Annotated in this window: 10 protein-coding genes and 1 pseudogene; 5 read left to right on the top strand and 6 right to left on the bottom strand. The window is 71.6% G+C overall.

Translation table 11 applies throughout. The features are described from left to right. Nucleotides 1–4 precede the first annotated feature (4 nt). Nucleotides 5–1,243, top strand: a complete 1,239-nt coding sequence (locus tag ABD817_RS34895) for an FxsB family cyclophane-forming radical SAM/SPASM peptide maturase (RefSeq protein ID WP_344922670.1) — start codon at nt 5–7, stop codon at nt 1,241–1,243. Next, complete coding sequence (locus ABD817_RS34890; protein WP_344922668.1) at nt 1,240–2,559, top strand: HEXXH motif domain-containing protein; 1,320 nt, start codon at nt 1,240–1,242, stop codon at nt 2,557–2,559. Before ABD817_RS34895 ends, ABD817_RS34890 begins: the two co-directional genes overlap by 4 nt. Nucleotides 2,560–2,638: 79 nt before the next feature. Here ABD817_RS34890 and fxsT read toward each other — a convergent pair whose 3' ends face one another. Beyond that, a complete protein-coding gene (gene fxsT, locus ABD817_RS34885) occupies nt 2,639–5,170 on the bottom strand; it encodes an FxSxx-COOH system tetratricopeptide repeat protein (protein WP_344922666.1) in 2,532 nt (843 codons plus the stop codon). A 202-nt stretch (nt 5,171–5,372) separates the two neighbouring features. Between fxsT and ABD817_RS34880 the strand changes: the two genes are divergently transcribed. From ABD817_RS34880 to ABD817_RS34870, 3 genes and pseudogenes are all read left to right on the top strand, one after another. Then, nucleotides 5,373–5,531 carry a hypothetical protein gene (locus ABD817_RS34880; protein ID WP_344922664.1) on the top strand — a complete coding sequence of 53 codons (159 nt, stop codon included), beginning with the start codon at nt 5,373–5,375 and terminating at the stop codon, nt 5,529–5,531. A gap of 195 nt (nt 5,532–5,726) precedes the next feature. Continuing rightward, nucleotides 5,727–6,617, top strand: a complete 891-nt coding sequence (locus ABD817_RS34875; RefSeq protein ID WP_344922757.1) for an SIR2 family NAD-dependent protein deacylase — start codon at nt 5,727–5,729, stop codon at nt 6,615–6,617. After that, nucleotides 6,614–8,344: pseudogene (locus ABD817_RS34870) on the top strand (tetratricopeptide repeat protein); the annotation flags it as partial. The gene ABD817_RS34875 and the pseudogene ABD817_RS34870, both read left to right, overlap by 4 nt. 100 nt (nt 8,345–8,444) lie before the next feature. Here ABD817_RS34870 and ABD817_RS34865 read toward each other — a convergent pair. The 5 genes from ABD817_RS34865 to ABD817_RS34845 form a co-directional block, all read right to left on the bottom strand. After that, on the bottom strand, nt 8,445–9,929 hold the full coding sequence (locus ABD817_RS34865; protein WP_344922662.1) for an MFS transporter: 1,485 nt from the start codon (nt 9,927–9,929) through the stop codon (nt 8,445–8,447). Nucleotides 9,930–10,421: 492 nt separating this feature from the next. Further along, complete coding sequence (locus ABD817_RS34860) at nt 10,422–12,107, bottom strand: hypothetical protein (RefSeq protein ID WP_344922660.1); 1,686 nt, start codon at nt 12,105–12,107, stop codon at nt 10,422–10,424. Nucleotides 12,108–12,171: 64 nt separating this feature from the next. After that, nucleotides 12,172–13,122: a carbohydrate kinase family protein gene (locus tag ABD817_RS34855; RefSeq protein WP_344922658.1), complete on the bottom strand. Its 951-nt coding sequence runs from the start codon at nt 13,120–13,122 to the stop codon at nt 12,172–12,174. A 7-nt stretch (nt 13,123–13,129) separates the two neighbouring features. Beyond that, a complete protein-coding gene (locus tag ABD817_RS34850; protein WP_344922656.1) occupies nt 13,130–14,068 on the bottom strand; it encodes a pseudouridine-5'-phosphate glycosidase in 939 nt (312 codons plus the stop codon). A 123-nt stretch (nt 14,069–14,191) separates the two neighbouring features. Further along, a complete protein-coding gene (locus ABD817_RS34845; protein WP_344922655.1) occupies nt 14,192–15,361 on the bottom strand; it encodes a YeiH family protein in 1,170 nt (389 codons plus the stop codon). Nucleotides 15,362–15,419: the final 58 nt, after the last annotated feature.

Raw genomic sequence — 15,419 nt, 5'->3', positions numbered from 1 at the left:
GCGTTTGCCGGAGAAACTTGACCCGATAATCCCCTCACCCCGGGGCGTGTTCCCCGAGACGCTCGACGTCGGGGGATTGCTGGACTCGGGGTGGCGGCCGGTGGCTTTCCGGCAGTTCATCCTGAAGATCCACAGCAGGTGCGATCTCGCCTGCCGCCACTGTTACGTCTACGAGATGGCCGACCAGTCCTGGAAGGCCCAGCCGCGGCGCATGTCGAAGGCGATCGTCGACTGCACGGCCAGACGCATCGCCGAGCACGCGCTCACCCACGAGCTGGCAGAGGTCGAGGTCATCCTGCACGGGGGCGAGCCCCTGCTGGCCGGGCCCGACCTCATCTCCTACGCCGTGCGCACCATCAGGGGGGCCGCCGCCGACGTCGGGACCCGCGTCCGCGTCGGCGTGCAGACCAACGGGCTGCGCCTGGACGAGACCTACCTGCGGCTCTTCGAGAACCTGGAGATCCGCGTCGGGGTGAGCATGGACGGCTACGCCGAGGGCCACGACCGGCACAGGCGCTACGCGGACGGCAGGGGAAGCCACGCGATCGTCGCGGAATCGCTTCGCAGGCTGACCGAGGGCCCGTTCCACCACCTGTTCAGCGGCCTGCTGTGCACCGTCGACGTCCGCAACGACCCGCTGGCGACCTACGAGGCGCTGCTCGCCTTCGACCCACCGGCCGTCGACTTCCTGCTCCCGCACGGCAACTGGTCGGCGCCCCCGCCCGGCCGGACCCCGGACACCGAGGCGACACCGTACGCCGACTGGCTGGTCCCGATCTTCGACCGCTGGTACGGCTCGGCCGCCGACCAGACCGAGGTCAGGCTGTTCCGCGAGATCATGCGCCTGCTGACGGGAGGCACCTCGCGCAGCGAGACGGTGGGGCTCTCACCCGCCCGGATGGCCGTCGTGGAGACCGACGGCAGCATCGAGCAGTCGGACATCCTGAAGTCCAGCTACCACGGGGCGGCCGCGACCCGCCTGCACCTGCTCCGCGACTCCTTCGACGCCGCGCTCAGGCATCCGGCCATGGCCGCCCGGCAGATCGGCGAGCTCGCGCTGGCCCCCGTCTGCCTGGCCTGCGACCTCCGCTCGGTCTGCGGCGGAGGGTTGTACGCGCACCGGTACAGCGAGGCCACCGGTTTCAGGGGACCCTCGGTCTACTGTCCCGACCTCTATCGGTTGATCACCCATATCCGTACAGGTTTCGCGAGGGATGTCGCCCGGCTGAAGGGAAGTCGATGAGGCTCGGTGAGCGAGAGGTGTCCGACACGACGGTTCTCACGCTGGCGGCCGGGGAGGGGGGAGCCGACGCCGTGGCCGAGCTGAGCGCGGTCCAGCGCGTCAAGAACAGGCTGCTGGTACGCGGGGTCGCGGCAGGGGCGCGGTCGGCGGGCCACCCCGGTGCCGCCCTGGCGACGCGTGCCTACGACCTCCTGGCGGACCTGGAGGGGGAGGCGGGCGAGGAGGTCGAGCGCGTGCTGCGCTACCCGGCGGTGGGGGCGTGGGCGTGGCGGACCTACCGGTCCCTGGCAGGCGGGAATGCCACGCACGACGATCCCGCGCAGCTGGGCGCGCTGGCCGTGGTGGCCGCGGCGCGGGCGCGGGCCGCGTGCCGGGTCCGGCTGCCCGTCCACGACGGCGCGATCATGCTGCCGTCCCTGGGGCGCCTCACCCTCCCCGCCGGTACGGGAGACACGATCGACGTCACGGTACGGCCGGACGGGGACGGCGCCGAACTCGACGCCGGCGGCCTGACGGTCCGCGTCCACCCCTCCGGCGACCGGCCCGGCTGGCAGGCGCTGCACAGGCTGCGGGTGAACCCGGGACTCGACCTGGTCGTCGACGACCTCGACCCGTACCGGTGGGCCGCGGAGGAGGTCGCGGAGCCGAGGCTGGAGCCCGAGCGGCTCCGCGCGTGGGGGGAGCACCTGGAGGGGGCGTGGCGCGTCCTGATCGCCCACCACCGGACCGTGGCGGAGGAGGTGGGTCTCGCCGTGTCGGTGCTCACCCCCATCAAGGCCCCGGAGAGGGGACAGAACAGCGCCTCCTCGCGTGAGACGTTCGGGACCATCGCCATGTCGGATCCGTGGGACGGCGTGGGGCTCGCCGCCACGTTCGCCCACGAGATCCAGCACGCGAAGCTCACGGCGCTGACCGAGGTGATCCCGCTGACCCTGCCGGACGACGGCAGGCGCTACTACGCGCCCTGGCGGGACGACCCGCGTCCCGTCTACGGCCTGCTGCAGGGCTCGTACGCCTATCTCGGGGTGGCGGAGTTCTGGCGGAGGCAGCACCGCTTCGAGCGGGAGGAGGAGGCGTTCCGGGCGCGCGTGGAGCTCGCCCGCTGGCGGCGGGCCGCCTACGCGGTCACCGGCACGCTGCTGGCCGGCGGGGGCCTGAACGAGCGCGGGGAGGAGTTCGTGGCGCGCATGAGGAAGACGCTGGAGGAGTGCGCCGCGGAACCGGTGGACTCCGCCGCGGAGAGCCAGGCCCTCCGCGAGGCGGAGCACCACCTCGACGCGTGGAGGAGGCGCAACCCCGGGTTCCGGGCGGGCTAGCCCGGGACGGGGCGGCGGCCGGACCGGCGAGGCGTGCCCGCGCGGGCCTGACCGCCGACGGCGTGGCGTGGCGCGGCGGTCAGATCGGCGGGGGGTCGAAGTCGCACTCGATGCGACGGCCCTCGCTCGCGAAGAGGGCGTCGGGGTGACCGACCTCCAGCGGGCGCTCGTAGCGCCGCATCGTGTCGTCGTACAGGATCTCGGCCCGCTCCTTCTCGCCCGCGGCCCTCAGGTCGAGGGCGAGGTTGCTGGCGCAGGCCAGGCTCAGGAAGTGGTTCTCCCCGAAGAGCTCCCGCATCCGGCCGAGGGTCTCCCAGCCGAGCTCGCACGCCCGGGTGACCTCTCCCAGCACCATGAGATCCCCCTGGAGGCCGACGGCGCACGTCAGCGGGTAGTGGTGCCTCTGGCCGACCGTGGCGACCAGGCCCTCCACCGCCCTCTCGTCGAGGTATCTGGCCGTCGCGACGTCGCCTCGTACGCGGTGCAGGATCGCCAGGTTGCCGCCGCAGGCGAGGCTGTAGGGGTGTTCCTCGCCGAACACCCGGGGATAGAGGGAGACCGTCCTCTCGGCCGTCGCGAACGCCTCGTCGAGGTCGCCGGCCGTGCGCAGGGCGTTGGAGAGGTTGATCGCGGCCGCCATCGTGTCGGGGTGCTCGTCCCCGAAGAGCCGCTGGAAGCGGGTGTGCGTGTCGCGCGCGAGGTCCAGCGCCTCGGCCACCTCTCCCGAGCGCCGCTTGGCGATGGACAGGTCCTTGGCCGTCAGCAGCGTGACGTGGTGGTCGAGTGTCAGCTCCTGGACGCCGTAGGCGTAGGCCTCCTCGCCCAGGTCGCACGCCTCGGTGTAGTCGCCGCAGAGCCGCACGGCCCTGGCCAGGCCGTTCCACGACAGCAGCAGGGTGCTCCTGCCGATGCCCTCCACCGCGTCGCTCATCTCCAGGTACGTCTCCTGGTGCAGGCGCCGCGCCTGCGGGTAGTCGCTGGTGAGGGCGTAGTCGAGGGCCAGGTTGTTGAGCACGCGCAGCGTGGACGGGTGGCTGAGGCCCCGGCTGGAGACGTGGGCCGCCCGGGACTCCTCGTCCAGCCTCCTGGCGGCGCCGAAGTCGCCGCGCGCCCGCAGGGACGCCCCGTAGCCGTTGGTCGTCAGGAGCGTCTCGTCGTGGTCGTGGCCGAGGACCTCGCGCATGCCGTCGAGGGTCCGGTGGTCGGTCTCGTACGCCGCGGTGTACTGGCCGAGCCCTCGCAGCACGTTGCCCAGGTGCTTGTACGCGACGAGCACGTCCGGGTGCTTCGCCCCGCTGACCTCGGTCCATCTCTCGGCGAAGCTCTCGAGGAAGGAACGGGCCGACTGGTAGTTGCCCGATATGTAGAGGTAACGGGTGACGTTGAGGGCGAACTGCCTGACGGTGGGATCCGTGCACTCCTCCAGACCGGAGGGGGTGACGTGGGCGACCAGCTCCTCGAAGCGGCGCCACCTGGCGCTCTCGTCGGGGTCGCTGGGGGCGCTGCCGGCCAGCAGCACGTGCACCTCGTGCCGGATGTCCGCCTGGTCCTCCTCCGGCAGGTCGTCGCGCAGGAGCGCCTGGATCAGGCGGTGGACCTGGATGGTGCGGGTGGTGGGCTCGATCCTGGCCAGCGCGAAGCGCCTCAGCTCGCTCAGCGCCGTGGCGAGCAGGATCGGATCGGAGAGGATCTTGCCGAGCCGGGGGACGACGGCCTTGTTGCCCCTGCGGAAGACGTCGCGGGGAATGGGCTCGGGGCCGAAGAAGGCACAGCACCGCAGGAGCGTGATGGCCTCGGGGAGGCGGTCCTCCAGGAGCGACACCGACACCTTCCAGGCCGCCGTCATCGACAGCGGGTATCCCGGTGCCCGGTTCGCCCCCAGCAGCCTGCTCGCCTGCTCGCCGAGCTGCTCCAGGTACTCGTCGACCGACATGCCGGTCTCGTACTGCAGCGCGCCGGCCTGCTCCAGGGCGAGCGGCAGGTCGCCGAGCTGCTCGGCCAGCCGCGAGGCGTCGTCGTCGGGGACCTCCCGGCGCAGGCGCTTCTTCAGGAACGCCACGCTCTCGTCGCGGGTGAAGACGTCGACCTGGAGGGTCTCGAAGTGGTCCTCCCACTTGGGGTTGCGCGAGGTGATCAGCACGTGGCCCGGCCCGCGCGGGATGAACTCCTGGACCTGCCCCGGCTCCTCGGCGTTGTCGAAGATCAGCAGCCAGCGCCGGTAGGGGACGCCGCTCTGCAGCGTCCTGCGCACCGCCTCGGCGGCCTCCTCGACGCCGGTGGCCGACGCGGGCGGCAGCCCCAGGTGGGGCGCGAGCGCCGCCAGCGCGGACGGCACCAGCACGCGCTGGTCGGAGGGGATCCACCACACGAGGTCGTAGTGCGACCGGTAGCGGTGGGCGTACTCGATGGCCAGGTGGGTCTTGCCGACACCACCCCACCCCTGCAGCGCCTGAGGCTGGGGAACGACGGCGGTGACGGTGCTGATGCCCTGACGGAGCTTGACGAGCATGTCGTCCCGGCCGGTGAAGTTCCTGTTGCGGGGCGGCACCTTCTCCCAGACCTCGGGCTGCCGCTCGGGCACCGTGTTCGCCGCGTGTGAAAGCTCCACCACCTCGGGCCTCCGTCTTTTTCTAGCCAAAGGGATCGTACGGTCATCCTAAAGGTTGATTCGAAGAGTGGGGTATTACAGAATCACATTGAGAAAAAACGCGGCCCTGGGACTTTCGGCAGTGATGTCGCATCCTCCTTTTAGGACATCCCGAAATCCGGGGCCGGGCCGGGCCGGATACGACGCGACGCCATAGGGAGCACGCATGCGCGATGACAATTCCAGGTCAGGCGGTCTCGTCGACCTTGAGGGGCTCTCCCTGGAGAAGCTCACGGAGGTCGACGAGACCTGGTTGCGGAGGATGCTGGAGCCGTTGCTGCTGGAGACGGCGGAGCCGACGGCGGGATTCACGAGTTCGATCTGAGGAATCACCTTGCCGTTTCACGCGGGTTGCGGCAGAAAGGTGATCGTGAATCATTCGTCCACTCCGGTCGCACCGGCGATACAAGGGGTGCCTTCCCGTGCGGGGGGGATCGACCGTGCCAATAGAGTCGTACGGCATCGAGTCCATGACCTGATTGGACCTCTTGTCCGTGAGGTGGTGCCCTGCGTGCACGACATGGGGGAGGCCGAGTGGGAGCGCCTGCTCGACCAGTTGAACAGCGGAGACTGCACGCCCTTCCTGGGGTCCGGGGCGTGCGTGGGGACTCTGCCGACGGGGACGGCGCTGAGCCGTGACATGGCGCGCCGCTGGGACTATCCCTTCGCCGACGACCACGATCTTCCCCGGGTGACGCAGTTCGCGGTGATGAGATATGGGGACTCCGTATATGTGAAGAGGCGCGTCTGCGACGAGCTCGACGCCGGGGGCGCGCCCAACTTCCTCGACCCTCTCGAACCGCACGCCCTGCTGGCGAGTTTTCCCCTCCCGGTATATCTGACGACGAACTACGACGACTTCATCCTGCGCTCGCTTGAAGCGGTGGGAAAAAGACCGAATGTGGCCATTTGTCCGTGGAACAAAGGGCTGGCCTACGCGGAGGATCTGTTCAGCAGTGAGGCGGGCTGGAATCCCCGGCCCGAGGCCCCGCTCATCTACCACCTGCACGGAAATCTGCAGGATCCGGCGTCGATCGTGCTGGCCGAGGACGACTATCTGGAGTTTCTCACCAACCTCGCGGTGGACGGCGTCGCGGGCGGCCAGCGAATGCTGCCCACCTCCATTCTCGCGGCGCTGACCAGAAGACCCCTGTTGTTCATCGGATACAGCCTGCAGGACTGGACGTTCCGCGTGCTCTTCCACGGGCTGTTGAAGGCCGTCCCCGGCATCAACCGCCGCAGGCACGTGAGCGTCCAGCTCGCCCCCTCGCTCGCCAGCACGAGGGCGGACGTGCTGGAGGTCCAGCGCCAGCTGGCCAGATACTACGAAGACTGGCGGATCTCCATCTTCTGGGGGACGGCGGAGGAGTTCTGCCGTGAGCTGCGCCGGCGGATGGGACCGGTGCCGTGACCCCCGACGTGACCCCCGACGTGACCTCCGACCACGGCCGGCCCTACGTCGGCCTGCGGGCCTTCCGCCGCGAGGACGGCGCCAAGTTCTTCGGCCGCGACAGGGAGGCCCGAGAGGTCTCCGACCTGTGGCAGGCCGGGCGCCTGACCGTGCTGTACGGGCCGTCGGGCGTGGGCAAGACCTCGCTCATCCAGGCCGGGGTGCTCCCGCTGCTGGACGCGGGCAGGACCGACGTCCTCCCGATAGGGCGGGTGTCGCACGGCTCGCCCTTCCCGTCCGCGGCGCTCTCGCGGCACAACCCGCACGTGTTCGCGCTGCTGTCGTCGTGGTCCCCCTCGGAGACGCCCACCCGGCTGGCCGGGCTGACGATCCGCGAGTTCCTGAGCCGGCGCCCGCCGCGCCAGGACCCGTACGGCGACCCGGTCCTCACCCTGGCCGCGATCGACCAGGCGGAGGAGCTCTTCGGCGACTTCGCCCACCGCCAGCCGTACCGGGAGTGGTTCATCAGCCAGCTCGTCGAGGCGCTGGACGACGATCCGAACCTGCGGCTCCTCGTCTCGATCAGGGAGGACCACCTCGCCTCGATCCTTCCCCACGAGCCGAAACTGGCGGGCATGGCCAGAAACCGGTTCTCGCTGACCGCCCTCGGCCCGGCCGCCGCGGTCCGGGCGACCGAGGGACCGCTGGAGGGGACGGGCCGCTCGTTCGCCCCCGGCGCGGCGCGGGGACTGGTGGACGACCTGCGCATGATCAGGGTCGGCAGGGCGCTCGGCGAGGAGGTCGTCGCCGACGCCAGGGCGGTCGAGCCCGTCCAGCTGCAGGTCGTGTGCTCGGCCATGTGGCGCTCGCTGCCCGAGGACGTACGGGTCATCTCCTCCGACCACGTCCGCAGGTTCGCCAACGCCGACCGGTCGCTCACCGACTTCTCCGAGCGGATGATCGCCGAGGTGGCCCACGACCACTTCGGGGACGACGTCGCCGACCTCAGGAGCTGGCTGCGCCGCTGCTTCATCACCGAGCTGGGCACCCGCGAGGTCGTCTACCAGGGGGAGACCGTCACCGCCGGCATGCCGAACGCGGTGGTCAGGGCGCTGGTCGACCGCCACATCCTGCGCGAGGACATCAAGGCCGGCACGCGCTGGTGCGAGCTGTCGCACGAGCGCCTCATCCAGCCGATCCTGCAGAACGACCACGTCGTCGTACGGGCCGAGAGCCGGTCCCTGCCCGACGACTACCTGCGGGCCGCCGAGTTCTCCTTCCGCGACGGGGAGTTCGCGCTGGCCGCGAAGCAGGCCGAGGAGGCGCTGGCGCGATGCGGCGGCAACACCAGGATGCGCGCGGAGATCGAGTCCTTCCTCGGCAACGTCGCGCACCGGCGGGAGGACTTCGAGAAGGCCGTCTCCCACTACCGCAACGCCGCGGTCCACTTCGAGACGCTGGGGGCGACCTCGGCCGTCGGTGGCCTTCTCGCCGGGATCGGCAGGCTGCGGCTGGCCCAGGGACGCTCCTCGGTCGCGGTCCGGGAACTGTACTCGGCGATACGCCGCGTGCCCAACGACCTGAACATCGAGACCGAGCTCGCCTGGGCGCTCTGGTACGACGGTCACCCCGACGCGGCGCACGACGTCCTCAACGACGTCCTGGGCAGGGAGGGCAACGTCACCGAGGCGTTGCGGGCGCGGGGCGAGATCCTCGCCGGGCTCGGCAGGGCGGAGGCGGCGCTGCGCGACCTCGACCGGGTCCGGCCGCTGCAGTGGCCGTCCACCCGGGCCGCCCACGCTCTCGCGCTGGCCTTCCTGAGGCGTTTCCCCGAGGCGGAACGGGAGATCAGGGCGGTGCTGGCCGAGGTGGGAGATCATGGTCCGGTGCTGTTGTACGCCGCCCGGATCCACGCCCTGGCCGGTGACGCCGCGTCGGCGGCCGATCTGGTCCTGAGGGCGAGGGCGGCGAGAGCGCCCAGCCTGCCTGCCCATCTCGCGGCCGAAGCGACTCGGTTGCTCGCCACGTTGTGAGCACCCGCGCGGCCACGTGGGCACCGGTCGCCCGCACCTTCCTGGCCGTCCCGGCGAGACCCAGCCGCGCGTGAAGCCGCAGCAGTGACGTGAGCGTCACCACGAGGGCGACGGCGAACATCAGGACGGTGAGGATGACGGCCGCCATCCGGATGCCGAACACGGCGACCAGGATCCCGCCGAGCGGGGCGGAGACGCACACGGCGCCGTGCGCGACGAGCCGGTGCACGCTCACCACCCGCCCGAGCTTGCCCTTGTCGACGGTGTCGACCTCGAAGGTCCTGATGGCCACGTTGCTGAGCGCCCCGGCGCACCCGGTCAGCAGGATCGCGAGCCCGAAGAAGAGCGGCCCCTCACCGTAGGCCGCGACGAAGAGCGCCAGCACCCATATCCACAGCTGGGCGAAGAGCGTGAAGTTCCTCGGTTCGAGCCTGAGGTAGGGGGCCAGGCCCGATCCCGCCACGCCGCCCACGCCCCCGGCGGCCAGGACCAGGCCGACCTGGTACGAGGGCAGGTTCGCCGACCCGGCGATGAAGATCATGATGAGCGCGTTGATCATCAGGTTGGTGACCGTGGTCAGGGCCATGGCCCTGCGGAGGAACGGGTGCCTGGAGAGCTCGTGGAAACCGTCGGCTATCTCCCGCAGCAGGTGCCGTCCCGCCAGGCTCCTCACGCCGCCGGCTATCTCGCGGATCGCGTGCAGCTGCGGCCGGCCCCTCCTTCGTCCCGTCCTCCCCGCCCTTCCCGCCCCGCCCGCCGCCACGCTCAGCGGGGAGAGGAGGGCGAGGAAGAACAGCGCCGCGTTCACCGCGAAGGACATCGCGTGCATGACCCCGAAGAGCCACCCTCCGAGCGGCCTGCCCGCCAGCACCGCGAGGTGCGAGATCGTCTCGCTCCTGGCCATCACGATGGAGACCTGCTCCTTCGGGACGAGGGAGGAGATCAGCGCCGTCTCCGCCAGCGAGTAGACCACCCACAGCGTGCCCTCAAGAAAAGCCGCCACCAGGAGGTGCGCCAGCGACGGGTGGCCCAGGACGAGCGCGAGGAACACGGTGAGGACGATCAGCCCTCGCAGGGTCTCGGTGAGGAGCATGAGCGAGCGCGGGTTCACCCGGTCCGCCAGGACGCCCGCCGGGATGTAGAAGACCAGGATCGGGAAGGTCAGCGCGAAACTGGTCCAGCCCGCCAGCACCGGAGAACCGGTCAGGGCCAGTGCCAGGAGGGGATAGGCGACACTCACCGCCCGTGACCCCACGGTCGAGAACGTCATCCCCAGCCAGACGCGGGCGAATTTTCTCATCGGCTAGCTCGAAGTCGCTCTCTGGTCCCGGGCCCCAGCGCGACCTGGTCGCCCGCCGTCCCCGTCCGCGTCCTAGGGAACACCTCACAAGGCAATGGAGGGAGAGAGCTATACGGACTCCCGTTGTTAGGTGAACAATGACAATTTCTTGACAAAAAGCCGCAGAAATCAACGCCAATGACAGCCCATTCGCCAAAACGGGTCACAGTGGTGTCGCTGAGTCACTTGAGTCCCAAAAGCATAGCGCCGAAGAAGAGCGGCCGGGAAAGGTCGTTCGTTTCCGCGCCTGGAAAGCGGTGTTTGGGAGGCATCGCGGGAAACCCCGTCCCGGCGGCGTTCGGTGGCGTCCGGGGCCGAACCGGGGGGACCGAATCGAGGCGGTCGAACCGGAGCGGCCGGGGCCCGAGTCGCCGCGCGGCGACCCGCCGCCCTCCCCCGGGACCGTTCAGGACCGTTTCCGGGTTTCCGGGGTTCTCGGGGGAGGGGGCGGGTTCAGGCCGGCAGCTGGGCGTCCAGGCGGTAGCCGTCCACGGTGACGTAGACCTGGTCGCCCGGACGGGCGTTCAGGCGCATCAGGACGGGTTGCAGCGAGTCGAAGACGGGGTGGTCCCGCCAGACCAGGACCACCGCGTTGTCGCCGGGGCCGGTGACCGACAGCAGCGTGCCGGGACGCATGCCCAGCCGGGTGGCGTACCCCTCGGGCACGGCCACCGGGCCGCCCCGCAGATGGTCGCTGGTCACCTCGATGCGCTGCCAGCGGCTCGGGTCGGACGACGGGCTCGCGGGCGGGTGGAGCTGAGCCCGCTGGCTGGTGATCAGGTGCGGCCTGGAGTTTCCGCTCGCCAGGGCCGACAGCGTGGCCAGGGCCGCGCGGGGGTCGATGGCGCCGGCGTTCACCTGCGGGATCGGCTGCCCGCCGCGGTGGTGGTGGCCGTTCGCCCCCGGAGTACGGCGCGGCAGTTGCCTGACCTCCTCGGAGGCGCTCTCCTGGGGGACCGCCTCCTGCGTGGTGCCCGCGGCGGCGAGGGCGTCCAGCCAGGGCTGGACCGAGTGGGCCCGGATGCCGAGCTGGTGCTCCATGAGCCTGAGCGCGTCACTGTCGATCGGCTTGTTCGACAGGAGCTGGCGGGTCCTGTCGCGCAGGCCGCCCAGATCGCCCACGACGAGCCAGTCGTCCTGGAGCCGCCGGTCGGGCATGAGCGTGACCAGCACCCTCCAGAGCGGGGTCCGCAGGGTGGGGACCTCGATCGGGTGCGCGGGGTCGGCGCCGATGAGCTGGTCCTTGGTCGCGGCGGAGCCCAGCCACTCGGTCAGCCCGAACATGTGCCCGGTGAGCGGCGCGGACTCCGGGGAGCGCAGCCAGAGCAGTATCCGTTCCTCGGCGGCACGCTGTGCCGCCGAGAGCGCGTCGCGGTCGGCGTTCAGCTTGTGGGCGAGCGCGCGCAGGCTGATCGGGTCGACCGCGAAGAGCCGTTCCACGGCGACCGCGCGCTCCAGCGGGCTCCAGTCGCGGAACATGTTGTCGACCAGGCGCACCAGCGGGTAGTCGCCGAGGTTGACCTGGGGAGCTGGGGCGGGGGCGGCCGCGACCGGTTCGGGGACCTGCGCCTGCCGCTCCTCCTGCGCCACCGACGGCACCGACGGCGCGGACGGCTGGGCGGGGACCTGCGGCGCGGGTGCCCGCTCCGGGTCCTGGACCCGCTCCTGGAGCGGGACCTGGGCCGGGGCGGCGACCGGCGCGGTGTGCTCGGCGATCCCCGGGATGCGGCTGAGCACCTCCCGGAACACGGCGGTGATCACGATCTCGGGAGCGGACGTCGCGGGCCCGCTCAGGTCTCCCGGGGTGAGGCGGCGCAGGCGGGTCCAGCCGCCCAGGCCGGCGATGGCCGCGCGCGCGGGCTCCGGCCAGCCGGGCAGGGTGGGATCGACCGTGTGCACGTGCAGCGCGGGCAGCACGTCGCTCAGCGGCAGATGATCCCAGCGTGCCAGCGAGAGCCGGGCCAGCCTGTCGCACACCCAGTCGAGCCCCGTGGCGCCGAGGGCCTTGGGCAGGGTGACCGACGACCACCAGCCGGCGGGCAGCCGGGGGTCGGCCAGGGCTTCGGCGACCTGCTGGGGACGACTCCAGCGCAGGGCCGGGACCAGATCACTCAGGCAGATCGATGACTCGGCATCCATCGGCGGACCGTAACCTCCCCAAAGTGACGCGTGTGGCTAATGGTGCAGCTTACGCCGCAAGCTATCAATTGGTGTTAAGAGGGTAAAGCTCCTTGGTACCCAAATCAGACGGAAGGACACGCGGACGGCCACCCAGGACCGTCACGGCCTCCGCCCCGGCGCGGCGTCCGGCGTCCAGCGCGGCCTCGTCCGCGGCCCCGCTCAGCAGGGCCGTCAGCAGCCCGGCGGCGAACGCGTCCCCCGCTCCAATGGAGTCAATCACCTCGGTGGTGAGCGCGGGAACCCGGGCGGCCAACTTTCCGTCCCTGGCCATCAGCGCGCCGCGCGATCCGAGTTTCACCGCCGCGGCGCCGTAGCGCAGGCTCAGGCTCTCGGCCGCCCCCTCGGCGGTGGCCTCGCCGGTGAGCAGCAGCGCCTCGTCCAGATTGGGGATGATCAGCTGGGCGGTCAGGGTCTCCCGGACGAACCGCTCGACGCCGAACGAGCGCAGGAAACCGGTCGAGGCGGGGTCCACGCTGATCGAGACCCCGCGCCGGGACGCCTCTGCCATGGCCAGCCGGGAAAGCTGGAGCCCCGGCTCGGCGAACAGTGTGTATCCGGACAGATGGAGATGTCCCACACCGTCGAGGAGGGTCTCGTCCCAGTCGCCCGTGCCGATGTGCCCGCCCGCGCCCCGGTTGGTGAGCATGGAACGCTCCCCGGTGACGTCGACCATGGCGATCACCACCGCGGTGGGCCGGTCGGGGTCGACCCGCAGGTGCGGCCGTACCCCGAATCGTCGCAGCTCGGCGGCGTGCCAGTCGGCGGTGTCGAAACCGGCCCGGGTCAGGATCCGCGCGTCGGCGCCCAGCCGGGCGGCCCAGGAGGCCGTGTTGGCCCCGGAGCCGCCGGGACGCAGCACGATGTCGGCGGCGGTGTCCGTCCCGACGGCCAGGCCGCTCCCGGCGGACCCGCCGTGAAGCGCGACGACGTCGGTCACCACGTCGCCGATGACCAGCAGACCCGTTCCGGCCACGGTGCCCTCAGTCTCCCCGGCTCCAGGAGGCCGCGATCCGCCCGGCGACGCGGGCGTTGCCCCGCACCGCGGCCAGGTTCGCCTCCAGCGAGGCGCCGTCGGTGCCGCGCACCAGGTAGCCGAGGAGGAACGGGGTGATGGCCTGACCGGTGACCCCCCGCCGTTCCGCCTCGGCGAGGGCCTCGGCGAGGACCCGGTCGTGCAGCTCGGGGTCGAGCTGCTCGGACAGCGGCACCGGGTTGGCGACGATCAGCGCGGTCTCCGGGCCGCCGAACGCGTCCTGGGCCCGCATGATGCCCGCGGCCTCGTCCGGGGTCTCGATCCGCCAGTCGATCGGCTCTCCCGAGGAGTGCAGGTAGAAGCCGGGGAACTCGTCGGTGCGGAACCCCGCGATCGAGACGCCGCGCGTCTCCAGCCGCTGCAGGGTGGCCGGAACGTCCAGGATCGACTTCACGCCCGCGCAGACCACGGTGATGCGGGTCCGGCTCAGCGTGTCGAGGTCGGCAGACTCGTCCTGGCTCTCGGTCCACCCTCGGTGCACGCCGCCGAGACCGCCGGTGGCGAAGACCCGGATGCCCGCCCTGGCGGCGAGGAAGGAGGTGGCGGAGACCGTGGTCGCCCCGCTCGCCCCGAGCGCCGAGGCGGCGGGCAGGTCGCGGAAGCCCAGCTTGCGAAGCCCCGGCTCACCGGCGACGCGCTCCAGCTCGCTCTTGTCCAGACCGATGCGCGCCACGCCGTCCAGCACCGCGATCGTCGCGGGCACCGCCCCCGTCTCCCGGACGATCTGCTCCAGCTCCACCGCGACCTCGAGGTTGCGGGGCTGGGGCAGGCCGTGAGAGATGATCGTGGACTCCAGCGCCACGATCGGGGCACCCCGCTCCAGCGCTTCGGCCACCTCGCCGGAGGGGCGGAGCACGCTGGAGAGGGACTGTCGGGTGGTACGCATGAGCTGGTTCTGTCTCCTTGTCCGAGGTCGTAATCATTGCTTGCTTTTGGAACGGTGTAAACGACACCGTCTTCCCCAAAAAGAGCACGTTACGGCGGTTGCAGGGAGACGTCCACTCAAAGATCAGCCAACGACCAGCACCCCGAACAGTGAGATCCCGCCGATGATGGCCGTGGCGATCCCGCCCAGGAGCAGCGACCGCCCGCCCCGCGCGAGCCTTCTCAGGTCGACACCGGTACCCAGGGCGAAGAGCGCCGCCGCGAGCAGCACCGTCGTCAGGCCGGGAACCGCCCGGGTGATCTCGGGCGGCACCACGCCCAGGCTCCGCGCCGCCACGGCCGCGACGAACCCGGCGACGAACAGCGGCACCACCGGCGGGCGCCGCACCGCCCCTCCGGCCGTGGAGCGGTCCGCGGCGGTCGGGGGCGGGGAGGCCGGGATACGGCGCGCGGAGGTCGCGGTGTGGTGAGGGAGGGCCGGGACGCGGCGCGGGGCGGTCGCGGCGCGGCGCAGGGAGACGGAGGTGAGCCCGACGATCGGGGCCAGCAGGACGACCCGGGCCAGCTTGACGGCCACCGCGCTCGCCAGCACGCCCGCTCCGGCCGCCGCGCCGATGGCCGCCACCTGCGCGACCTCGTGGACCGAGGCTCCCGCCCACAGGCCCAGCTGCCCCGGTGTCAGTCCCAGCGCCCCCGCGAGCAGGGGAAGCGCGACGATCGAGGCGCTGCCGTACAGCACGACCACGCCGACCGCGGCCGCCACGTCGTCGTCGTCGCTCCCGGCGACCTCGTGCATGGCGGCCACGGCCGCCGCCCCGCAGACGGACACGCCGGTCGCGATCAGCAGGGACCTGCGCGGGCCCACCCCGAGGCGGCCCCCGATCCACCGCGTCGCGGCGAACGTGACGCCGGTCGCCGCGGCGACCACCGCCAGCGCCCGCCAGCCGAGCGCCAGCAGTTCCGGCAGCGCGATCTGCAGACCGAGCAGCACGATCGCCAGGCGGAGCACCCGGCGGGAGGCGAACCCGAGCCCGGGGGCCAGCGACCGGTGCAGGCCGCCGAGGTTGGTGAGGGCGACGCCGAGGACCACCGCGACCACGGCGGCGCTCACCCCGGGAACGACCCGGGTCGCGGCCGTCGCCAGGACCACCGCGACGGCCGAGGCCCCGAGCCCCGGTGCGAGCGTTTTGAGCGCTTCGAACCCCGCCGCCGGTGCCGGTGCCGGTGCCGGTCGTACGGGCGTCGGAGGGGCCTGCGCGGAACCGGGGGGAGGGGTGAGGGGGGAGACGGGCATGCCCCGAGTGTCGGCACGGTGCCGGGAGGCCGGTAGCCGTCACCTTCCTGGAAGGTCA

The organism is Streptosporangium oxazolinicum, from assembly GCF_039537505.1.
Taxonomy (GTDB): Bacteria; Actinomycetota; Actinomycetes; order Streptosporangiales; family Streptosporangiaceae; genus Streptosporangium; species Streptosporangium oxazolinicum.
Note: the sequence above shows the minus strand (reverse complement) of the source record. Positions and strands in the feature narration are given on the sequence as shown.